General features: G+C 70.9%; 19 protein-coding genes. 10 read left to right on the top strand and 9 right to left on the bottom strand.

Going from position 1 to position 20,358, the window contains the following annotated elements; translation table 11 throughout:
* The gene (locus D5S19_RS23715) at positions 1-972 is read right to left on the bottom strand and encodes a quinone oxidoreductase family protein (RefSeq protein ID WP_120025599.1); all 972 of its coding nucleotides are present in this window, start codon (positions 970-972) and stop codon (positions 1-3) included.
* A gap of 96 nt (positions 973-1,068) precedes the next feature.
* Between D5S19_RS23715 and D5S19_RS23720 the strand changes: the two genes are divergently transcribed.
* Together D5S19_RS23720 and D5S19_RS23725 are read left to right on the top strand one after the other, a co-directional pair.
* Entirely contained in the window at positions 1,069-1,395 is a 327-nt protein-coding gene (locus D5S19_RS23720; RefSeq protein ID WP_120025600.1) for a hypothetical protein, read from the top strand.
* Positions 1,392-2,258, top strand: coding sequence for an ATP-grasp domain-containing protein (locus D5S19_RS23725; RefSeq protein ID WP_233574113.1), 867 nt, complete (start codon positions 1,392-1,394; stop codon positions 2,256-2,258). Before D5S19_RS23720 ends, D5S19_RS23725 begins: the two co-directional genes overlap by 4 nt.
* 2 nt (positions 2,259-2,260) lie before the next feature.
* Here the strand turns inward: D5S19_RS23725 and D5S19_RS23730 are convergent, their stop codons facing one another.
* From D5S19_RS23730 to mptB, 6 genes are all read right to left on the bottom strand, one after another.
* On the bottom strand, positions 2,261-3,187 hold the full coding sequence (locus D5S19_RS23730) for an acyl-CoA desaturase (RefSeq protein WP_120025601.1): 927 nt from the start codon (positions 3,185-3,187) through the stop codon (positions 2,261-2,263).
* 98 nt (positions 3,188-3,285) lie between these two features.
* Positions 3,286-4,263, bottom strand: a complete 978-nt coding sequence (locus tag D5S19_RS23735) for a COX15/CtaA family protein (protein WP_120025602.1) — start codon at positions 4,261-4,263, stop codon at positions 3,286-3,288.
* 628 nt (positions 4,264-4,891) lie between these two features.
* Positions 4,892-5,761, bottom strand: coding sequence for an isocitrate lyase/PEP mutase family protein (locus tag D5S19_RS23740; protein ID WP_120025603.1), 870 nt, complete (start codon positions 5,759-5,761; stop codon positions 4,892-4,894).
* A 364-nt stretch (positions 5,762-6,125) separates the two neighbouring features.
* Positions 6,126-6,914 (bottom strand): ABC transporter permease, encoded by a 789-nt coding sequence (locus tag D5S19_RS23745; RefSeq protein WP_199730660.1) that lies wholly within the window; start codon positions 6,912-6,914, stop codon positions 6,126-6,128.
* Positions 6,911-7,837 (bottom strand): ABC transporter ATP-binding protein, encoded by a 927-nt coding sequence (locus D5S19_RS23750; protein ID WP_120025604.1) that lies wholly within the window; start codon positions 7,835-7,837, stop codon positions 6,911-6,913. The genes D5S19_RS23745 and D5S19_RS23750 overlap by 4 nt, the downstream gene beginning before the upstream one ends.
* 6 nt (positions 7,838-7,843) lie before the next feature.
* Entirely contained in the window at positions 7,844-9,520 is a 1,677-nt protein-coding gene (mptB, locus tag D5S19_RS23755) for a polyprenol phosphomannose-dependent alpha 1,6 mannosyltransferase MptB (protein ID WP_199730661.1), read from the bottom strand.
* A gap of 95 nt (positions 9,521-9,615) precedes the next feature.
* On the opposite strand from mptB, the gene D5S19_RS23760 reads away from it, so the two are divergent.
* The 8 genes from D5S19_RS23760 to D5S19_RS23795 all read left to right on the top strand — a co-directional run bounded on the left by D5S19_RS23760 (position 9,616) and on the right by D5S19_RS23795 (position 16,627).
* Positions 9,616-10,521 carry a helix-turn-helix transcriptional regulator gene (locus tag D5S19_RS23760; RefSeq protein WP_199730662.1) on the top strand — a complete coding sequence of 302 codons (906 nt, stop codon included), beginning with the start codon at positions 9,616-9,618 and terminating at the stop codon, positions 10,519-10,521.
* Positions 10,518-11,966, top strand: a complete 1,449-nt coding sequence (gene sufB, locus D5S19_RS23765) for a Fe-S cluster assembly protein SufB (RefSeq protein ID WP_120025606.1) — start codon at positions 10,518-10,520, stop codon at positions 11,964-11,966. The genes D5S19_RS23760 and sufB overlap by 4 nt, the downstream gene beginning before the upstream one ends.
* Positions 11,967-11,968: 2 nt before the next feature.
* A complete protein-coding gene (gene sufD / locus D5S19_RS23770; RefSeq protein ID WP_120025607.1) occupies positions 11,969-13,141 on the top strand; it encodes a Fe-S cluster assembly protein SufD in 1,173 nt (390 codons plus the stop codon).
* 34 nt (positions 13,142-13,175) lie between these two features.
* A complete protein-coding gene (sufC, locus tag D5S19_RS23775; RefSeq protein ID WP_120025608.1) occupies positions 13,176-13,946 on the top strand; it encodes a Fe-S cluster assembly ATPase SufC in 771 nt (256 codons plus the stop codon).
* Between the two features lie 43 nt (positions 13,947-13,989).
* On the top strand, positions 13,990-15,306 hold the full coding sequence (locus D5S19_RS23780) for a cysteine desulfurase (protein ID WP_120025609.1): 1,317 nt from the start codon (positions 13,990-13,992) through the stop codon (positions 15,304-15,306).
* Positions 15,303-15,752 (top strand): Fe-S cluster assembly sulfur transfer protein SufU, encoded by a 450-nt coding sequence (gene sufU / locus D5S19_RS23785; protein ID WP_120025610.1) that lies wholly within the window; start codon positions 15,303-15,305, stop codon positions 15,750-15,752. The genes D5S19_RS23780 and sufU overlap by 4 nt, the downstream gene beginning before the upstream one ends.
* Positions 15,749-16,147, top strand: a complete 399-nt coding sequence (locus D5S19_RS23790; protein WP_120025611.1) for a metal-sulfur cluster assembly factor — start codon at positions 15,749-15,751, stop codon at positions 16,145-16,147. Before sufU ends, D5S19_RS23790 begins: the two co-directional genes overlap by 4 nt.
* Before the next feature lie 144 nt (positions 16,148-16,291).
* Positions 16,292-16,627, top strand: a complete 336-nt coding sequence (locus D5S19_RS23795; protein ID WP_098509430.1) for a YnfA family protein — start codon at positions 16,292-16,294, stop codon at positions 16,625-16,627.
* Positions 16,628-16,722: 95 nt separating this feature from the next.
* On the opposite strand, the gene D5S19_RS23800 is transcribed toward D5S19_RS23795, so the two are convergent.
* Positions 16,723-18,402, bottom strand: a complete 1,680-nt coding sequence (locus D5S19_RS23800) for a GGDEF domain-containing protein (RefSeq protein ID WP_120025612.1) — start codon at positions 18,400-18,402, stop codon at positions 16,723-16,725.
* Positions 18,403-18,544: 142 nt separating this feature from the next.
* Complete coding sequence (locus D5S19_RS33290) at positions 18,545-20,347, bottom strand: lycopene cyclase family protein (RefSeq protein WP_233574114.1); 1,803 nt, start codon at positions 20,345-20,347, stop codon at positions 18,545-18,547.
* Positions 20,348-20,358 lie beyond the last annotated feature (11 nt).

A 20,358-nucleotide genomic window follows, 5' to 3' on the forward strand; every position in this document is an offset into this window, starting at 1 on the left:
TCACGGGATCAGCAGCAGCTTGCCGGTGGTACGGCGGCCCTGAAGGTCTTCGTGCGCACGGCGTGCCTCGGCCAGCGGGTAACGGCCGCCGATGCGGATGTCGAGGGATCCGTCCTGGACGGCGGCGAACAGCTCGTCCGCGCGCCAGTCCAGCTCTTCGCGCGTCCGGACGTAGTGCGCGGCGGTGGGGCGGGTCAGGTACAGCGAGCCGCCGGAGTTGAGCCGCTGTGGGTCCAGCGGCGGCACCGGGCCGCTCGCGGCGCCGAACAACGCCAGCGTGCCGCGGATCCGCAGGCTCGCCAAGCTGCCGTCCACGGTGTCCTTGCCAACGCCGTCGTAGACCACGGCCACGCCTTCGCCGCCGGTCAGCTCGCGCGTGACCGCGGCGAAGTCCTCACGGTCGTAGCGGATCACGTGGTCCGCGCCGGCGCCACGGGCCAGCTGCGCCTTCTCTTCGGTGGACACCGTGCCGATCACGCGTGCGCCGCGCGCCTTCGCGAGTTGTACGAGCAGCAACCCGACACCACCGGCAGCTGCGTGCACTAGGACGTCGTCGCCCGCCTTCACCTCGTACGTGGACCGAACCAGGTAGTGCGCGGTGACGCCCTGCAACATCGTCGCGGCGGCCACCTCGTCGGACACACCTGCGGGGACCTTCACCGCCACGGTGGCGGGGATCGCCGCGCGCGCGGCGTAGCTGCCCAGCACACCCTGCCAGGCCACCCGGTCGCCGGGGGCGAAACCTGTCACGCCCTCGCCGACCTCGGCGACCGTGCCGGCGCCTTCCATGCCCAGCACGAACGGCAGCTCCAGCGGGTAGATGCCCTGACGCTGGTAGGTGTCGATGTAGTTGACGCCCGCCGCGGCGACGTCGACCAGCAGCTTTCCTTCGCCGGGCGGGCCGACGGGGACCTCGGCGGGCTCCAGTACCTCCGGGCCACCAGTCCTGGTTATCTGCACAGCCGTCGGCATTGTTTCTCCTCCGCGAGTTCGGCAGCCTTCCTCGTCCACTATGGCCGAGAACACGACCCTCACGCGGTACCGGGGGTGACGGGCTAAGCTCGCGACGTGGCTGAGGAGACCGAGAACACGCCGACCGTGCCCACCGAGCCGACTGCCCGGCAGGTCGCCGCGGCACGGGATTTCGTGGCCCGGCACGGCAAACCCTCACGTGCGGTGGTGGAGAACATCGGCCGTGCCGGTGCCCGGGTGGTGCTCGTCGGCGCGGACGGCGCGCTGGGCGACGTGCTCGTGGCCGGGACCGAAGCCGGGAACGCGCTGGTCGGGGCGGTCGAGGACCTGGCAGCTGCGGAATGGGACAGCGAGACCGTGAACGCGGTCAAGATCGGCGCCGCGCACCGGCGCAAGATGGCCGGCCCGCGAGCCGGCCGGTGACCCGCGTCGCGTACTTCGCCTCCTGTGCCGCGATGCCCGAGGGCGACGGCGACGACGCGATCGTCCTGCCCGCGCTCGCCGACCTGGGTTTCACCGTGCGCTGGGCGGCCTGGGACGATCCCGCGGCGGGCTTCGCGGAGGCGGACCTGGTGGTCCTGCGTGCGACCTGGGACTACCCGGACCGCCGCGAAGAGTTCCTTGGCTGGTGCGAAAGCGTTCCGTCGCTGGCGAATCCGGCGCCCGTGGTGCGCTGGAACACGGACAAGGCCTACCTCGTGGAGCTGTACGACACGGGGGTCCCCACGGTGCCTTCCGAGCTGATCGAGCCGGGTGAGCGGGCGATGTGGCCGAATCAGCCATTCGTGGTGAAGCCGTCGATCGGCGCGGGTTCGCGCGGCGTGGCGAAGTTCGCCGCCGGGGGTCCGGCGGCCGACGAGCACCTGCGGGGCCTGCACGAGGACGGCCGGACCGCGCTCGTGCAGCCGTTTCAGTCCAGTGTGGACACTCAGGGGGAGATCGCCGCGGTGTTCCTCGGCGGGATCTACTCACACGCCTTCACCAAGGCGGCCATGTTCGGCTCCGGCTCGGACGCTTCCGGGCTGTACCTGGAGGAGCGCCTGGCCGCCGCGGTCCCCGCGCCGGAAGTGCGCGCGGTGGCCGAGGACGCGCTCGACGCCGCCTGCTCGCTGCTGAGCATCCTGCGCGCGGAACTGCTGTACGCCCGCGTGGACCTGATCCGCGGGGACGACGGCCGTCCGCTGGTCCTGGAGATGGAGCTGACCGAGCCCACGCTGGGGTTCCGCTACGCGGACGCCGGTGCCCCGCTGCGGTTCGCCTCGGCGGTGCGGCAGCAGCTGGCCTGAGTTCAGCGGATCCGTTTGGCCGCCAGCCGTTCCGGCCGGGGCCAGCGGACCTCGCTCGCCCAGCCGAAGCGTTCGAACAGCCGGATCACCCCGGCCGAGACGTCCACCTGGCCGCGCAGCACGCCGTGCCGGGCACAGGTCGGGTCGGCGTGGTGCGAGTTGTGCCACGACTCGCCCATGGACAGCAGCGCCAGCGGCCAGAAGTTCGCCGCGCGGTCGCGGCTGGCGAACGGGCGGTCGCCGATCAGGTGGCAGATCGAGTTCACCGACCAGCTCACGTGGTGCAGGAACGCGACGCGCACCAGCCCGGCCCAGAAGAACGCGCTCAGCGCGCCCGGCCAGCTGCCCGAGATCAGCCCGCCGAGCAGTGCGGGCAGGCCGAGACTGAGCGTGATCCACAGCCAGAAGAACCGGTTCACCACCCGCAGATCCCGATCCCCGGTCAGATCGGGGGCGAACCGGTCGGCGTTGGTCACCGCGCGGCCGAACATCCAGCCCATGTGCGCGTGCCAGAAGCCGCGCAGCAGCGCCGCCGGCGAGGTGCCGAACAGCCACGGGGAATGCGGATCGCCCTCCCGGTCGGCGAACGCGTGGTGCCTGCGATGGCTGGCCACCCAGAAGATCACCGAACCCTGCACGGCCATGCTGCCCGCCACCGCGAGCGCGATCCGCAGTGGCCGCCCGGCCTTGAACGCGCCGTGGGTGAAATAGCGGTGGTAGCCGACCGTCACCCCGAGGGTGGTGAACACGTAGAAGACCACCGCCAGGATCACGTCCGTCCAGCCGATGCCCCAGCCCCACAGCAGCGGCACGGCGGCCAGCAGCGCGGCGAACGGCACCAGCAGGAAAGTCTTGAGCACCACCATTTCCAGCGGCCCGCGGCGGCCGGAGACGAGAGGTTTGCCGGAACTGACGGGGGCGGACGTCATGACGCGTCACCTCGGGGCGCTTCGGTGGCCGGTTCGCGGCTTACCGTAAGCGGCCGAACTGTCCGCCGGGCCGACGCGCAGTTACGCCCGGATGGCGGTCAGGTCGCCGGGGTGAGTTCCCGTTCCTCCGGCGCCGCCGGGAGCCTCGAGAGGACCGGGCCACGGTCGCGGGTGCAGATCCACAGCGTGGCGGTGACGATGATGACCAGCGCGGAGCCGAGCACGTGAAAGGAGACCATCGCCTCGGGCACGCCGAGCGCGTACTGCACGGTGCCCAGCACGCCCTGGGCGAGCGCGACCGCCCACACCCAGGCGTAGCGCTGCCACAGGCTCTTCGGCGCGCGGGCGCGCAGCAGCGTGAGCCCGAAGACGGCCAGCACCACGAGGTAGGCGATGAGCAGCCCGCTGTGCACCTGGGCCAGCCGGTCGATCGGCACGGCCAGCCGGTGGGTGTTCAGGTCGCCACCGTGCGGACCGGCACCGGTCACCGTGGTCCCGGCGATCAGCACCGCCCACATCAGCACGATCAGCGCCACCAGCGTCCGCCGCCCAAGCGCGGGCACCAGCGGGCGGGCCGGCTCGTCCCCTTCGCGGAACGCCTTGAGCAGCAGCACGGCCAGCCACACCAGGGGCGTGGAGGCGAGGAAGTGGAGCGCGACCGTCCACCATTCCAGCTTCGCGAGCACGGTGATACCGCCGAGCACAGCCTGCAGCACCACCCCGCCGGGCATCAGCCAGGCCAGCTTCACCAGCCGGCGCCGCCGCGGGTGGTCGATCTGGATCCGCCACGCGGCGAGCACGGCGAGCGCGGCCACCACGATCACCACGCCGGTGAGCATCCGGTTGGAGAACTCGATCCACTGGTTGACCGTGTCGATCCCAGGGTGGTGCACCGGGACGAGGCTGCTGCCGATGCACTTCGGCCAGGTGTTGCAGCCGAGCCCGGAGCCGGTCACCCGCACCACCGACCCGGTGACGCCGATCCCTGCCTGCGTGAGCACTGCCGCGATCCCGATGGCCTGCTGAACCGCGGACGACGGGTAAGGCAGGCGGGCGATCAGGCTGCGTAGAGACACGCAGGCCACGATACGCGCAGCCCGCCAGGCGGTTCCGTGCCGGTCAGCCCGCGCGGCCCCCACCGGCTGACCGGCTCCGGCGGACCGGCGGCCGGTCCGTGAAGGGTCCCTTCACGGACTCTGAGGCTGTGAAGGGACCCTTCACGGCTTCGGGTTTCGGGCGCGTCGGCGCTCGGCAAGGCTGGACGGAAACCCTTCGCAGCCATAAAACTGAAGATTATTCGTTCCAGGGGAAAATCATCGAATCGGCAATCTGATCCGTCGTACGCGGACCTCGACCCTGCTCATCGTGACGGAAATCCGAATCAATCTCCTGGGGTATCACGCTGCCGCGTAGATGTGCGCAGCGCAGGTTTCACGCCACCGCCGCCGCAGTAATACCATCCGTTACAGGTGATCGCCCAGAGGAGTGGAGCGGTCGTGAACAGGGCTATCGAAAGACGCGAACTTCCCCTCTGTGGCACAGTGCCCCGTTCATTGCGAGCAGGGGTCGGAACGCGGCCTCGTGCGCTGTTCTGCTTCCGGGGTGCTCAGCTGCGTCCGGAGCTCCTGCAGGCCGGTTGCGGAGCAGGCGGAAACGCGGCACGCGCCGGGGGCACGTGCCGCGCCTCGTCCGGGTGAACTCGGGTCAGACCTGTGCCGGCCTGCGGGGGGCCCGGTCCCGGTGGTGCCGGCTGATATTGCGTTCGAGCAGCTCGATCGACGCCGCGACGCCGACGCTGCCGGGCCGGGTTTCGGGCAGTCTGCCGTCGTTCGCGCGCAGCTCGGCGAGCGCGGTGTCGATCGCCTCCTGCGCGGCGAACAGGCACGGCGTACTGTAAATCGCCACGTCCACGCCGAGTTCCTGCAGCTCCGGCAGCGACAGCCGAGGGGACTTGCCGCCGGCGATCTGGTTGAACAGCAAGGGCTTCGAGCCGATGACGCGGCGGACGCGGTGGATCCAGTCCACACTGCGCACCCCGTCGACGAGGATCACGTCGGCGTCGGTCTGCGCGAGGGCTTCGGCGCGGCGCAGGATCTCCTCTTCCTCGGTGGCGTCGGTGCGGGCCACCACGACCAGGTCCTGCCGGGTCTCCAGGACGAGTTCGAGCTTCTCCAGGTATTCCGCCAGCGGAAGGATTTGCTTGCCGTCCACGTGCCCGCAGCGGCGGGGCCGCTTCTGGTCCTCGATGATGACCCCGGACGCCCCGATCCGCTCCAGGTGCTCAACCACGTGCGCGGCCACCTCGGGGTCGACGTACCCGTCGTCGATGTCCACCAGCAGGTGCTGCCGCGGGAACGCCAGCCGCAGCCGCTGGACGAAGTTCACGATGTCCGGCCAGGCGATGAACCCGATGTCGGGCAGCCCGTAGTACGAGGCGGCGAAACCGAATCCGGAGACGAACATGCCGTTGTAGTGCTGGGCGGCGACCGAAGCGGAGAACATGTCGAAAACACCGATCAGGGGGGTGATCTGCGCATGGGCGACCTCGTTGCGGAGTGCGCTTCCGTACATCATGACAGCCTTTCTGGGGTGGCGACTCTGGGTGAAATCCGCGATTTCATGCGGAAACGGGAACGGATTGTGTCCTGTATGTCCTCGAATTTATCGAAATCCGCGGGCGCTGCCATCGGCTGATCAGGTCGCGGAGGACAACTCGGACATAACAGACGGTAGTGAACACAATGGACTCTATTACCCGGGCGTGGTCGGGCCCCGTCCGCAATGCGGTGGTGCAGTGCCGCCGAAGTGATCAATCATGGTGCGGCGCAAGGATTTCTGCCGCATCGGGGGCGCGGCGCGGGGTCTTCGCGAACGGGTGATCATCTTCCTGGGTGCACGGATCTTCCGGCCCGGTCCGGAAACCGGACCGGCAGGGGCCTCACGTGAGTTTCGTCGTGCGCGTGGCGAGCACCCCGGCCACCGCGGCCCACCCGGCGAGCACCAGCATCGGGCCGACCGGGAACTGCCCGCCGACGAGCGCGGCACGCATGCCCTCCGCCAGCGCGCCGGAGGGCAGCAGCTCCACCACCGCGCCGACCCCGGACGGCAGCGCCGAAGGAGCCAGCAGGATCCCGCCCGCCAGCAGCAGCACGAACCAGACGACGTTGGCCAGCGCCAGCACAGCTTCTGCCCGCAGCGCCCCGCCGAGCAGCACGCCGAGCGCGCCGAACGCCAGCGTGCCCAGCACCAGCAACAGGATCGCGGCACCGAGCCCGGCCGCCGAAGGCGACCAGCCGAGGAAGGCCGCGACCACCCCGAGCACCACCGACTGCAGGGCCACCACCACGAGCGCGGCCACCACCCGGCCGGCCACCAGCAGCCACGAGGGCAGCGCGGTCGCCGAAAGCCGTTTCAGCACGCCGTACCGGCGGTCGAAACCGAGGGCGATGGCCTGCCCGGTGAAGGCGGACGAGAGCACCGCGAGCGCCAGGATCCGCGGCGTGATCCAGTCCACTTTGGACGTGGTGCCGAGCTGGCTCGCGGGCAGCACGTCCAGCAGGCTCAGCCCGATCAGCAGGGCCAGCGGGATGATCAGGGTGAGCAGCAGTTGCTCGCCGTGCCGCAAGGTGAGGGCGGCCTCGACCCGGGCGTGCGTGCGCAGCATCCGGCCCAGCGAGCCGCGGCCGGGCGCGGGGGTGAAGGTGCCCTCGGGGAACGAGGTGGTCATGCGCGCAGCTCCCGCCCGGTCAGTTCGAGGAAGACCTCTTCCAGCGTGCGGCGGCCGACCTGCAACTGCTCGGGCAGCACACCCTGCTGCGCGCACCACGCGGTGACCGCGGAGACCACCTGCGGGTCCACCGAGCCTTCCACCAGGTACGCGCCGGGTGCGGATTCGCTCACCCGGTAGCCCTCCGGCAGCGCCGCGGTGAGCAGGCCGGTGTCGAGCCGGGTACGCGCCCGGAACCGCAGCTGCGCGGACTCGCCGTCCTCCAGCGTGAGTGCGTGCGGCGTGCCCTCGACCACGACCTTGCCGTGGTCCACGATCACCACCTGATCGGCCAGCGCCTCGGCCTCCTCCATCAGGTGCGTGGTGAGCAGCACGCTCACCCCGTCCGCGCGCAGCGCGCCGAGCAGGTCCCAGACCAGCCGGCGGGCCTGCGGGTCCATCCCCGCGGTCGGCTCGTCGAGGAACACCAGCTCCGGGCGGCCGACCAGGGCGCAGGCCAGCGAAAGCCGTTGCTGCTGCCCGCCGGAGAGCCGTTTGAACGGGGTCCGCCGCGCCCCGGTCAGGCCGAGCACGTCGAGCAGCCACGCCGGATCGTGCGGCCGGGCCGCGCAGGAGGCGACCAGCCGCAGCATCTCGTCCGCCCGCACGCCCGGGTACGCGCCGCCGCCCTGGGGCATGATGCCGACCCGCGGCCGCAGCCTCGCGCGGTCGGCGACCGGGTCGAGCCCGAGCACCCGCACGGTGCCCGCGTCGGGGCGGCGGAAGCCCTCACAGACCTCGACGGTGGTGGTCTTGCCCGCCCCGTTCGGGCCGAGCAGGGCAAGCAGCGAGCCACGCGCCATCCGCAGGTCGAGCCCGTCGACCGCGGTGGTGGAGCCGTAGCTTTTCACCAGACCGGTGATCTCGACCGCGGAGTTGTCCACAACCGGTCACGATACGACGTCGGCGCGGGCCTCCGGTGCCGGGGACGGGGGAGACGTCCGCGACAGCAGCAACGGGCAGACCCGGTGCACCACGGCGAGTCCGCCCAGTGTGACGAGGATCGCGGCGCCGTAGGCCCACGGCAGGATGTAGGAACGGCCGTCGAAGGTGCTGCCGGTGGGCGAGAGCAGGAACGGCAGCACGGCGCTGACCACCGTCGCGGCCACCCGGAACCGGGAGGTGCCCGCGGCCGCGGCCAGCGGGATCACCGCCCACAGCAGGTACCACGGCTGCAGGCTGATCTGCAGGATCATCGCCGCGCCCAGGGACACGCCGAGGCCGATGATCGGCCGGTAGCGCCATTTGAAGCTGGCCCACAGGAACTTGATCGTCACCGCCGCGATGACCAGGTAGCCCAGCGCGCCGAAGATCGGCACCAGCGCGTCGGTGTGGTTGCCCATCCCGAGCGCGATGCCGAGTACCCCGGTAAAGTTGATCAGCTCCGCGGTGGGGGAGATCCACGAGCGCACCAGGCCCGGGGTGTTGAGGGTGACCGGGATCCAGCCGAAGCCCAGCCCGGTGCCGTAGCAGATGGCGACCAGCACCACCCCGAACCACGCGGCCATCGGGACGGCGGCCCGCACCAGGTCCTTGATCCGCCCGTGCCAGCGGCGCGCCACCAGCACCGCGAAGAAGCCCAGCGCCAGCACCGTCGGCACCTTCACGGTGGCGCCGGCGGTGATGATCGCCACCCCGAGCCCGATGTAGAGCAGCTCGCCTCTGGCCAGCGGTGGCGGGGAATCCCCCTTCACCCGGGTCGGCAACCGGCGGATGCCGACCTCCAGCCCGGCCACCATCAGCCCGATGGCCAACGCGTCGTTGTGCGCCCCGGCGACGAAGTGAAAGATCAGCAGCGGATTCGCCGCGCCCAGCCACAGCGCGGTGGCCGGCTGCACGCCGAAGCGCCGCGCCAGCCGCGGCAGCGCCCACACGATGAGCACCACGCCGACGAGCGCGAGCGCGCGCTGCAGCAGCACCCCGGCCACGATGTTGTTGCCGCCCAAGGGGGCGAGCCAGCCGCCGAGCCGCAGCACCAGTGGCCCGTACGGCGCGGGGGTCTCCCGCCAGATGTTCGACACGCCCGAGGTGAGCGGGTCGGCCACACCCAGCGCCTGTGCCGGCCCCAGCTGGTAGGGATCCATCCCGCGGTGCACGATCTCGCTCTGCGCCAGGTAGCTGTACACGTCGCGGGAGAACAACGGCGGGATCACCAGCAGCGGGGCGACCCACATCGCGAGGGTGCGCGCGAGCTGCCCGCGGGTGGCCAGGCGGGCGCTGGCCGGCCGGGCGAACCGGCCGAGCATCAGCCAGCTGAGCACCAGGATGCCCATCCCGGAGAAGGCGATCGCGAGCGACACCGAGGGGATGCGGGTGAACAGCCGCAGCACCGGCAGGTCCTGCACCGGGTTGATCACCGGCGCGGCCCCCGCGCCGAGCGAACCGAGCGCGAGGAACAGCGAGCCGACCGTGCCGAAGCGGCGCACCACGTCGAGCCCGCGGTGCTCGGCGTCGCTCAGCGGCCCGGCCGTGCGCGGCCGTACCGGCGAGAGCGCCACGGCGGTCGCCGGGTCGCCGGATCCACCCGGATCCGGGGCCCGTTGCTCGGAGTGCTCGCCGATCGCCACGCCGGAAAGCGTATCGAGTCCGGTTCCCGGTGACGCGGGTCACTGCCACCGGCCCCGCCTTTGCCTGGCGGCGGGAAATAAGACACACTTGTGTTGTGAAAAAGAACGGGTGCACCGGCGGGGGACGCGGCGAGTCGCCGCGAACCCCGGGCCGTGCTGTGCCCGTGCAGGTCAGCGCCGAGATTACCGCCGCGCGGCCGGGGCATGAAGCCCTCGCCGTGGCGGGTTCCCAGGCCGAGGGCCGCACCCGGCACGAGGTCGCCCGGCTGCTGCTGGAGCAGGGCCCGATGACCGCCGTGGTGGTCGCCGAGCAGCTGGGCATCAGCCCGGCCGCGGTCCGGCGGCATCTGGACGCGCTGCTGGCCGACGGCGAGGCGGAGACCCGCGACGCGCCGCGGCGCGGGCCGCGCGGCCGGGGCAGGCCCGCCCGGCTGTTCCTGCTCACCGAGTCCGGCCGGGCCCGGTTCGGGCACGCCTACGACGATCTCGCCGTGTCCGCGGTCCGGTTCCTCGCCGAGCACGCCGGGCCGGAGGCGGTGCGCGCGTTCGCCGAGAGCCGGGTCGACCGGCTGGTCGGCCCGCACCGCGCGGCGATCACCGGATCACCCGATCCGGCGCACCGGGCGGAGGCACTCGCGCTCGCGCTGACCAGGGAGGGCTACGCTGCCTCGACCCGTCAGGTCGGCGGCACCGCGACCACCGGTGCGGCCGCTGCGGTGGGCACCCAGCTCTGCCAGCACCACTGCCCGGTCGCGCACGTCGCCGCGGAGTTCCCGCAGCTGTGCGAGGCCGAGACGGAGGCCTTCGCCCGGCTGCTGGGCACGCACGTGCAGCGCCTGGCGACCATCGCACGCGGGGACAACGCGTGCACCACACACGTACCCGCCGCACCGGCGGGTATCCCGGCCCATCCCGAGCCGGATCGCACCACCGCCCCCGCGGCGGCCACGCCGTCGCGGGAGCAGCCCGCACGGATCCCGAATGGAGGGAAACCCGCATGACTGCCGCTGCCGAGCAGCGCACTCCCACCACCGAGCCGTTGAGCCAGGAAGAGACCATCGCGTCCCTGGGCAACTACGCTTTCGGCTGGGCGGACTCCGACGAGGCGGGCGCCAGCGCCCGTCGCGGCCTGAGCGAGGACGTCGTCCTCGACATCTCCGGCAAGAAGTCCGAGCCCGAGTGGATGCGCGACGCCCGCCTCAAGGCGCTCAAGCTCTTCGACCTCAAGCCGATGCCCAACTGGGGCGCGGACCTGTCCGGGATCGACTTCGACAACATCAAGTACTTCGTGCGGTCCACGGAGAAGCAGGCGACCTCCTGGGAGGACCTGCCCGAGGACATCAAGAACACCTACGACAAGCTCGGCATCCCGGAGGCGGAGAAGCAGCGCCTCGTGGCCGGCGTCGCCGCGCAGTACGAGTCCGAGGTCGTCTACCACCAGATCCGTGAGGACCTGGAGGAGCAGGGCGTGCTGTTCCTGGACACCGACTCCGCGCTCAAGCAGCACCCGGAGCTGTTCCGGGAGTACTTCGGCTCGGTGATCCCGGCCGGGGACAACAAGTTCTCCGCGCTGAACACCGCGGTGTGGTCCGGGGGCTCGTTCATCTACGTTCCCAAGGGCGTGCACGTGGAGATCCCGCTGCAGGCCTACTTCCGGATCAACACCGAGAACATGGGCCAGTTCGAGCGGACGCTGATCATCGTCGACGAGGATGCCTACGTGCACTACGTCGAGGGCTGCACGGCGCCGATCTACCAGTCCGACTCGCTGCACTCGGCGGTCGTGGAGATCATCGTGCGCAAGGGCGCGCGCTGCCGCTACACGACGATCCAGAACTGGTCGAACAACGTGTACAACCTGGTCACCAAGCGCGCCAAGTGCGAAGAGGGCGCGACCATGGAGTGGGTCGACGGCAACATCGGCTCCAAGGTGACCATGAAGTACCCGTCGGTCTTCCTGATGGGCGAGCACGCCAAGGGCGAGGTCCTGTCGGTCGCGTTCGCCGGTGAGGGCCAGCACCAGGACGCGGGCGCCAAGATGGAGCACCTCGCCCCGCACACCTCCTCGACGATCGTGTCGAAGTCGGTGGCGCGCGGTGGTGGCCGCACGTCCTACCGTGGCCTGGTGAAGGTCGCGAAGCGGGCGCACCACTCGCGGTCCTCGGTGGTCTGCGACGCGCTGCTGGTGGACACCATCTCGCGCTCGGACACCTACCCGTACGTGGACATCCGCAACGACGAGGTGTCCATGGGCCACGAGGCCACCGTGTCCAAGGTCAGTGAAGAGCAGCTGTTCTACCTGATGTCCCGCGGCCTGGCCGAGGACGAGGCGATGGCGATGATCGTGCGCGGGTTCGTCGAGCCCATCGCGCGCGAGCTGCCGATGGAATACGCGCTCGAGCTGAACCGCCTGATCGAGCTTCAGATGGAAGGGTCCGTCGGCTGACCATGTCCGTGGCAGAGAACAACGTTTCGGAAGCGCTTCGCGAGGGGGCCGTCATTCCGGCGGCCTCCCGCGCGGAGCGGTTCACCTCCTACGACGTCGCGGCCTTCGAGGTCCCCGGCGGGCGTGAGGAGAACTGGCGCTTCACCCCGATGAAGCGCCTGCGCGGCCTGCACGACGGCACCGCGGCCGCTTCGGGCGAGATCACTCTGGAGACCGACGCGGCGCCGGAGCTGAAGATCGAGACGGTCGGCCGCGACGACGCCCGCCTCGGCGAGGCGGGCGTGCCCAGCGACCGGATCGCGGCGCAGGCGTACTCCTCCTTCACGCAGGCCACCGTGGTGACCGTGCCGAAGGAGAGCAAGGCGTCGAAGGCGTCGACGCTGCGCGTACACGGCCCGGGCGAGGGCAAGGTCGCCTATGGGCACCTGCAGGTCCGCGCCGAGGCGTTCGCCGAAGCGGTGATCGTGCTCGACCACGTCGGCTCCGGCACGTACGCGGACAACGTCGAGTTCGTCATCGGCGACTCGGCGAAGATCACCGTGGTCAGCGTCCAGGACTGGGCCGACGACGCGGTGCACGTCTCCGAGCAGCACCTGCGGCTGGGCCGCGACGCGACGCTCAAGCACACCGTGGTCACCCTCGGCGGCGACCTGGTGCGCGTGTCGCCCACCGCGACCTTCGCGGACAAGGGCGGCGACGTGGAGATGCTCGGCCTGTACTTCGCCGACGCCGGGCAGCACCAGGAGCACCGGCTGTTCGTGGACCACGCGGTGGCCCACTGCAAGTCCAACGTGATGTACAAGGGCGCGCTGCAGGGCAACGACGCACACACCGTGTGGATCGGTGACGTGCTGATCCGCGCGGCCGCCGAGGCCACCGACACCTACGAGCTCAACCGCAACCTGGTGCTCACGCCCGGGGCGCGCGCGGACTCGGTGCCGAACCTGGAGATCGAGACCGGCGAGATCGAAGGCGCCGGCCACGCGAGTGCCACGGGAAGGTTCGACGACGAGCAGTTGTTCTACCTCCAGTCGCGCGGTATCGGCGAGGAGGCCGCGCGCCGGCTGGTCGTGCGCGGGTTCTTCCACGAGATCCTGGTCCGCATCGGTGTGCCCGAGGTGCGCGAGCGCCTCGAAGCGGCGATCGAAGCCGAACTCGAAGCCGTCGGCGCCTGAGCCGGTCCGTCCACATCAGACTGAGGAACACAGAATGGCTACCCTGGAAATCAAGGACCTGCACGCTTCGGTGACCACCGAGGAAGGTGCCAAGGAGATCCTGAAGGGCGTGAACCTGACCATCCGGTCGGGCCAGACACACGCGATCATGGGCCCCAACGGCTCCGGCAAGTCCACCCTGTCCTACGCGATCGCCGGGCACCCCAAGTACGAGGTCACCTCCGGCGAGGTGCTGCTGGACGGCGAGAACGTGCTGGAGATGAGCGTGGACGAGCGCGCCCGCGCCGGCCTCTTCCTCGCCATGCAGTACCCGGTCGAGGTGCCCGGCGTCTCGATGTCGAACTTCCTGCGCACCGCGGCCACCGCGGTCCGGGGCGAGGCTCCCAAGCTGCGCCACTGGGTCAAGGAGGTCAAGGAGGAGATGGGCAAGCTCGGCATCTCGGGTGAGTTCGCCGAGCGCTCGGTGAACGAGGGCTTCTCCGGTGGGGAGAAGAAGCGTCACGAGATCCTGCAGCTGGCGCTGCTCAAGCCGAAGTTCGCGATCCTCGACGAGACCGACTCCGGCCTCGACGTGGACGCGCTGCGGGTGGTCTCCGAGGGCGTCAACGAGTACAAGGCGTCGGCCGAGGTCGGCGTCATGCTGATCACGCACTACACCCGGATCCTGCGGCACATCACCCCGGACTTCGTGCACGTGTTCGCCGGCGGCCGGGTGGTCGAGTCGGGCGGCCGCGAGCTGGCCGACGAGCTGGAGGAGAACGGGTACGTCAAGTACGTGGGCGCTGCCGAACCGGCGAAGGCCTGACGTATCGCCCGAGTTCCCGACTACACCGAGAGGAGTTGGCTCGATGACCACCACGGCCTCGAACAGCCCGACCAACTCTGTGCCCCTTGACGTGGCGGCACTGCGCGGCGACTTCCCGATCCTGTCCCGCACCGTGCGCGACGGGAAACCCTTGGTGTACCTGGACTCCGGGGCGACTTCGCAACGGCCGGTGCAGGTTCTCGACGCGGAGCGGCAGTACGTGCTCACGTCGAACTCGGCCGTGCACCGTGGTGCTCACCAGCTGTCCGAAGAGGCCACCGACGCCTACGAATCCGCGCGGGCGAAGACCGCCGAGTTCGTCGGCGCCCAGCCGGAAGAGCTGGTGTTCACCAAGAACGCCACCGAGGGCATCAACCTCGTGGCGTACGCGATGAGCAACGCCGCCACCGCCGGTCCGGAGGCTTCCCGGTTCCGGATCGGCGAGGGCGACGAGATCGTCATCACGGAGATGGAGCACCACGCGAACCTGGTGCCCTGGCAGCAGTTGTGCCAGCGCACCGGAGCGACGCTGAAGTGGTTCAAGGTCACGCCGGAAGGCCGGCTCGATCTGTCCGATGTGGACGAGCTGATCACGCCGCGCACCAAGGTGGTCGCGTTCGCGCACCAGTCCAATGTGCTCGGCACGGTCAACCCGGTGGAGAAGCTGGTGGCCAAGGCGAAGGCGGTCGGCGCGCTGACCGTCCTGGACGCCTGCCAGTCGGTGCCGCATGGTTTGTATAAGCAGGGTTCGGTCGACTTCCACGCGCTGGACGTCGATTTCGCGGTGTTCTCCGGGCACAAGATGCTGGCGCCGTCCGGCATCGGCGTGCTCTACGGCCGTACCGAGCTGCTCGAAGCGATGCCGCCGTTCCTCACCGGCGGTTCGATGATCGAGCTGGTCACGATGGAGCGCACTACGTTCGCCGCGCCGCCGCAGCGGTTCGAGGCCGGGGTTCCGATGACCTCGCAGGCGATCGGCCTCGGCGCGGCGGTGGACTACCTGTCCGCGGTCGGGATGGACCGGATCGCGGCCCACGAGCACGAGCTGGCGGCGGCCGCGATCGCGGGCATCGGGGCGATCCCCGGCGTGCGCATCATCGGGCCGACCGACCTGGCCGACCGCGGCGCCACCGTCGCGTTCGTGATCGACGGCGTGCACCCGCACGACGCCGGTCAGGTGCTCGACAGCCTCGGTATCGCGGTGCGGGTGGGGCACCACTGCGCGTGGCCGCTGCACCGGGCCTGCTCGGTGCCGGCCACGGTGCGGGCGAGCTTCTACCTGTACAACACACTGTCCGAAGTGGACGCACTGGTCGCCGGGATCCGTGAGGCGCAAAGGTTCTTCGGGGTCGCGGAATGAACCTGGAGAGCATGTACCAGGAGATCATCCTGGATCACTACAAGAACCCGCACGGGCGCGGCCTGCGCGATCCGTTCGACGCCGAGTCGTTCCAGGTCAACCCGACCTGCGGGGACGAGATCACGTTGCGGGTCAAGGTGACCGGCGGCAAGGTCGAGGACGTGTCCTACGCCGGGCAGGGCTGCTCGATCAGCCAGGCCTCGGCCTCGGTGCTGACCGATCTCGTCCTCGGCCGCACCGTCGAGGAGGCGTTCACCACCATGGACGCCTTCGTGGAGCTGATGCAGGGCAAGGGCAAGGTCGAACCGGACGAGGACGTGCTGGAGGACGGCGTCGCGTTCGCCGGCGTCGCGAAGTACCCGGCGCGCGTGAAGTGCGCGCTGCTCGGCTGGATGGCGTTCAAGGACGCGGTGTCCAGTACCACCACAGGAGCTGAGAAGGCATGAGCGAAGAGACGGCCATCGACCCGCGCGAGGGGCGCACCGCCGCGGACCTGCCCGAGCAGGCCGCCGCCGTGCCCGCCGACGTGGCCAGGATCGAGGACATCGAAGAGGCGATGCGCGACGTCGTCGACCCGGAACTCGGCATCAACGTGGTGGATCTGGGCCTGGTCTACGACATCCGGGTGGAGGCCGACAACTCGGCGACCCTGGACATGACGCTGACCTCGGCAGCCTGCCCGCTCACCGACGTGATCGAGGACCAGACCGGGGCCGCGCTGACCTCCGGCGGCCTGGTCAGCGACTTCCGGATCAACTGGGTCTGGATGCCGCCGTGGGGCCCGGAGAAGATCACCGAGGAAGGTCGCGAGCAACTGCGCGCACTCGGCTTCACCGTCTGAATTCTCTTGAGTGAAAGGCCATCCCGGGGACAACGCCGGGGTGGCCTTTCCTGTCTCCGCGTTGCGCTCCCGTATAACTACAGCCATGAACGTAAGACCGCGGGGCGTCCCTGTCGGTCCTGTGCTCACTTCGGTAGCCGGCGGATGACGGTCTTCCGTTCCATCGTGCTGTTCGTGGCCGCCGCGATCCTGGAGATCGGCGGTGCCTGGCTCATCTGGCAAGGCCTGCGCGAACATCGCGGCTGGTGGTGGGTCGGTGCCGGGATCGTGGCCCTCGGGCTCTACGGTTTCGTCGCCACGCTGCAGCCGGACGCCGATTTCGGCCGCATCCTCGCCGCGTACGGCGGGGTTTTCGTCGCCGGCTCGCTCGCCTGGGGGATGGTCGCGGACGGCTACCGCCCGGATCGCTACGACGTGCTGGGCGCACTGCTCTGCCTCGCCGGCGTCGCCGTGATCATGTACGCACCACGAGGCGGTTAGCGCGCCGTCCACATTCGGCCCTGCAGGGCTGTGAAGGGACCCTTCACGGACTCTGCGACCGTGAAGGGTCCCTTCACAGCGTCGCTCTCGCCCGGCTATGCCGAGCGGCTGACGGCGACCTCGCGGCCGATGCCGCGCAGCACCTCTACCCGGTCGCTGGCGGGGCGGCCGAGCACCCAGCTCGAACCGGGGACCGACTTCGCGCGCTTCTTCAGCGGGGCCAGCAACCGGGAAGCGTCCCGATAGGACGGGATCGACTCGGTCGCGCACACGAGCGTGGCCAGGGAGACGGTGACCGGCAGGCCTTCCGCGGACCATTCCGTGTCCAGCATCGCCGCGGCGATGGGGGCGATCTCGTCCACGTCGCAGACGATCAGGAAATCGTCGCCGCCCACGTGGCTGACCCGCATCCGCGGCAGTCTCCGGGTCAGTTCCGTGAGCGTTCTGCCGAGGGTGCGGATCAGGTCGTCGCCCGCGGCGAAACCGGCGTTGTCGTTGACCATCTTGAACGCGTCCACGTCCAGCCAGGCGGCCACGAACGGCTCGCCGGTCGCGATCCGGCGTTCCACGTCGCGGGCCACCGCCTCGCTGCCCGGCAGCCGGGTGAGCGGGCTGAGCGTGACGGCCTCCTCGACCTTCGCCTCCGCGACCCCGCGCACGACGTCGGTGACCAGCACGACGCCGAGACAGTGCCCGGCCCCGTTGACCACGACCACGTCGTCGCCGGTGCGGGCCCAGTCCGCGTCGGTGACCAGTTCGAGGAACTCCAGTGCGCTCGCCCCGGCCTCGATGGTGTGCGGCTTGTCCGCCAGCCGCCCGGCCGGTCGTCTCGCGTGCAGAGCGTGACCGTACGGGCCGGTGACCGCGACGAGGAACCGTGTCCGGTCCACCGACCACTGCGGACGGTGATTCTCGTCCACGCCGATCACTCCGCTCGGCGCGTCCGCGGCGGCCAGTACTTCGCGCACGTCGTCGCAGGTGGCGTCCTCGGGCAGGGTGGTGGCCGGGCGGAGGAAGTCCGCGATTCGCGGGGCCTGCGGGGGAGCGGGGGTGCGGCGGTCGTCCGGCACCACCGCGCCCGCCGCCGGGGCGGACCGGTGCGCGGCGGGCGGGGCCAGCAGGTTGCCCTGCGCGATTCGCACGCCGAGGCGCTGCGCCGCGTCCAGCTGCGGGCCGGTCTCGATGCCGGTCGCCACCATCCGGATGCTGGTCCGGGTCGTGAAGTGCAGCAGCGCTTCGACCACGGCCACCGAGGCCGGGTCGTCGGGCAGCCCGCGCAGCACGCTGCGGTCCAGCTTGATCAGGTCCACCGGGGCCTGCGCGAGCAGCGCCAGTGGCAGATCCCCGCGGCCGAGCCCGTCGAGGGCGAGCCGGAAGCCGAGTTCGGTGACCGTGCGCATCCCGGCCAGCAGCCGGTCCGCGGGCAGGTGGGTGAACGGCGGCCCGATCTCGAGCACCACGTCGCGGGTGCGCCGCCCGGCCGCGCCGAGTTCGGCGATCAGCTCGTCGAACGCCGAGGGCGCGGCGGCGAGCGTGCGGGCGGAGAGGTTCAGGTGCAACGGCAGCGCGCTGGGCCGGGTGGCTTCCTGCCGCACCGCGGCGGCGGCGAGCCCCAGGTCGACCTCGGTGAGCCGGCCGGCGCGGCGGGCCTCGGCGAGCAGCTCGTGCGCGGTGCCCCGGCCCGGTCGCGCGAGCGCTTCGTACGCGACAACGCCGCCGGTGTGGAGGCTGTACATCGGCTGGAAGGCGAAGCGGACCGCACGGAGCGTCGTCACAGGGCGATCGTCGCATCGGCTCGCGCGAGAAGGAACCGTTGTCAGCAGATGTTCACCGCGGAGGAACCTCGGTTACCTGAATCGGAGTAACCCGGCAGACTCTGCTTGCACCACCCGGAGGTGGGAAAATTCCTCGCAACACTCAGCCTAGCAGGCGCCACCGCAGCCCTGGCGACGCGGTACGGAACAATCTGCCCATCGCGCCCGTGGTACCCGGCAGATCGTCCCGTCCGGACGTGAACGCCCGCCGCATCGCGGGCGGCAGCGAGAAGAAGAGCTCGAAGAACCCGGCGAGCTGATCCGGGGACATGCCGAGCAACGCACGCAAACCGTGACGCCGCAACACATGCACCGCACGCGCCTCGACTGTCCACAGTGCCCGGTGCGCGGCACGCGCGGCCGCGGCAGGCCCCGCGTCGAACGCGCCGGCGATCGCCCCGGCCACGACCGGAGCCAGCCGCAGCGCCGTGGCGAGGCTGTACCCGGTCGCCGGATGCACGAACCCGCCCGCGACCCCGAACGGCACCACCCGTCCCCGCCCGGACATCGGCAGGTCGAGCACGATCCGCACCCGCTCCGCCCTGCCCTCGGCGGGCACCCCGCAAGCCGCCAGCCGCGCCCGCAGCCGCGCGGCCAGCTCCCCGGCAGGCACCCCGGGCCGGTGGGCGAGCGAGGTCTCCTCGACGAGCACGGAACCGTCACCGAGCGGGAGAAAGTAACAAAAAGCCGCATCGGGGCCGGGGAGGGCGCCGTGGCGGGTAACGGCTCCGGCGGACCTCCCGCGAGGACCGGCGGTGCGGTTGACGGGCGGGAGTGTGTCGGAGACCACGTCGTGGTGGGTGAGGCCGGGCGGGTTCGGATGGTCAGAGAGGGCTGTGAAGGGTCCCTTCACGGACTCGGAGGCTGGGAAGGGTCCCTTCACAGCCTTTGCGCCGGGCGAGGGGGGCGAGGGGGCGGCGGCGGGGGTGACCAGGTGCCGGGCTCCAGCGTCCACTTCGGACGGCGGGGTTGCGGGGTGGCCGTCGTGAGTCCGGTCCGGAGAGGACGGAGCGTGGCCGGTCATGCGGGGCTGGTCGGGCATGGTCGCGTGGCTGTCGCTGCCGGAAAGATCCGGCAGCAGCTGGCCGGTGTCGGACTGGTTCGGTGCGACGTCATGCCCGCCGGTGGCGTCCGGTGGATCCGCCCGGGTCGGCGATCCGGGGCGATCGGTGCCGCCGGACGGGTCGGTGGGCCGCTCGACCGCGGGCTGAGCCGGTGGCGCTCCGCCACGTTCGACGACCTCGGGGCGATCCTGCGCGTGCGCGCCGAGCGGACTCGCCGCGGCACCACGCTCCGGCGCACTGGCAACCGCGCCCTGCCCGGCCACACCCCACCCGGCTGAGTGCGCCTGACGGCCCAACCCGGGATCACTCCGCCAGTCCATGAACACCGCCGTATCCGCCACGCCTGGTACCAGGCGTTCCGCCGACTCCGCAGGGATGACCAGGCCGTACGCGGTCTGCTCCGCCCGTGGTCCGCGGGGCCGTCCGCCGGACAGGGTCCTGGCGGCGCCCGTCGCGTCGACGACCACGGCGGCGGTCAGACGGCGGCCGTCGGCGAGCAGCACCGTCGAGCCGTGCGGGCCGTGGTCGGCGGTGATCACCCGGCCGCTCAGGATCGTCACTTCGGGGGCGGTAAGCCAGTTTCGGAGGCCGTCGTTCGCCAGGACCAGGTAGTCGCGGTCCAGGTGATGTTCGCGGGTGCCGTAGGCGACGGTCCTGGCCGGGGCGGCGGCGATCGCGGTGGTGGGCAGGCCGGGGACTTCGTCCGACCACAGTCCGTACGTCGCCTGCCACGGACGGTTTGGGGACGGGTCGACCAAGGTGGTCGCCAGCCCCCGCCGGGCACAGGCACGGGCGAGGGCTCGTCCGGCGGGGCCGCCTCCCGCCACCAGCACGTCGGTCATGCCCCGATCCT

The organism is Amycolatopsis panacis (genome assembly GCF_003600245.1).
Classification (GTDB): Bacteria; Actinomycetota; Actinomycetes; order Mycobacteriales; family Pseudonocardiaceae; genus Amycolatopsis; species Amycolatopsis sulphurea.

Excerpts from the sequence above, each read along its gene's own strand:
- D5S19_RS23715 (WP_120025599.1), bottom strand. The coding sequence starts at position 972 with ATGCCGACGGCTGTGCAGATAACCAGGACTGGTGGCCCGGAGGTACTG.
- D5S19_RS23730 (WP_120025601.1), bottom strand. The coding sequence starts at position 3,187 with ATGACGTCCGCCCCCGTCAGTTCCGGCAAACCTCTCGTCTCCGGCCGC.
- D5S19_RS23740 (WP_120025603.1), bottom strand. The coding sequence starts at position 5,761 with ATGATGTACGGAAGCGCACTCCGCAACGAGGTCGCCCATGCGCAGATC.
- D5S19_RS23745 (WP_199730660.1), bottom strand. The coding sequence starts at position 6,914 with ATGACCACCTCGTTCCCCGAGGGCACCTTCACCCCCGCGCCCGGCCGC.
- sufB (WP_120025606.1), top strand. The coding sequence starts at position 10,518 with ATGACTGCCGCTGCCGAGCAGCGCACTCCCACCACCGAGCCGTTGAGC.
- sufD (WP_120025607.1), top strand. The coding sequence starts at position 11,969 with ATGTCCGTGGCAGAGAACAACGTTTCGGAAGCGCTTCGCGAGGGGGCC.
- sufC (WP_120025608.1), top strand. The coding sequence starts at position 13,176 with ATGGCTACCCTGGAAATCAAGGACCTGCACGCTTCGGTGACCACCGAG.
- D5S19_RS23780 (WP_120025609.1), top strand. The coding sequence starts at position 13,990 with ATGACCACCACGGCCTCGAACAGCCCGACCAACTCTGTGCCCCTTGAC.
- sufU (WP_120025610.1), top strand. The coding sequence starts at position 15,303 with ATGAACCTGGAGAGCATGTACCAGGAGATCATCCTGGATCACTACAAG.
- D5S19_RS23790 (WP_120025611.1), top strand. The coding sequence starts at position 15,749 with ATGAGCGAAGAGACGGCCATCGACCCGCGCGAGGGGCGCACCGCCGCG.
- D5S19_RS23795 (WP_098509430.1), top strand. The coding sequence starts at position 16,292 with ATGACGGTCTTCCGTTCCATCGTGCTGTTCGTGGCCGCCGCGATCCTG.
- D5S19_RS33290 (WP_233574114.1), bottom strand. The coding sequence starts at position 20,347 with ATGACCGACGTGCTGGTGGCGGGAGGCGGCCCCGCCGGACGAGCCCTC.